This window comes from Parvimonas sp. M20, assembly GCF_035282425.1.
Lineage (GTDB): Bacteria > Bacillota > Clostridia > Tissierellales > Peptoniphilaceae > Parvimonas.
Genome location: NZ_JAYKBQ010000055.1, coordinates 1 through 710, shown reverse-complemented (window position 1 = coordinate 710; position 710 = coordinate 1). Strand labels below are relative to the sequence as shown.

Genomic DNA, 710 nt, shown 5'->3' with positions numbered 1-710 from the left:
TCTTCTTCATGTCCGAGAAGGACTCACGCCACATATCCCGAGTGCGTTCAGCACGTTTGCGAACACGATCCAAAGCCTCCGATGCACGGTCATTGGCAATGAGGACATCACGGAACTCTGCAACTTTACCTGCTGCTACTTCGGCCGAATCCCCAGAGGCAATCAACTGTTGGCGGAAGTCTTCCACCTTACGGTTAATGGCATCATAGCGTGCAACAGCCTCACCCAAACCAGCGCCACGGCGGTAGCCCGCGATCTGTGCATTAAGGCTAGCAGATTCTGCTGCAGCCCCCCGCATAGCCTCTTGCAGACGCGACATGATCTGGATGGTATTACGTCCCTCGTCCGCCGAAGCAAAGAACTTAGCCAAAGCCTCCGCTGCTGTATTGCCTTCGAAGCCGAGGGCCTTTAGCTTAGTCCGGATAGCATCCAAAGCCTCAGGCGTCTTAATTTTGCGCAGCATATCCTCAGCGTCAGCCAAGGCATCCAACTTATACAGTTGGCGCGCATCACCTCCACCAGACAGGAAGCTCAGCTGCCTGCTAACGTTAGTCCGCTCGATATTTGCACGATCAATACGCTCCCACGCACGGGTGAAGGCCTCAACCTCTTCCTTACCCTTACGTGCTTGGGTGACTGCCGCAGCCAGACGTTGTTCCATGGTGCCTGCGGTAAAACCCGCAGCTTTCAAAGCCGCATCAGTACGAGCC

General features: G+C 55.2%; 1 protein-coding gene. It reads right to left on the bottom strand.

The genetic code is table 11. The features are described 5' to 3' along the window. Positions 1–691 (bottom strand): hypothetical protein (locus tag VJI93_RS08325; protein WP_324009250.1); only part of this gene is annotated, 691 nt, incomplete at its 3' end. Between the last annotated feature and the right edge of the window lie 19 nt (positions 692–710).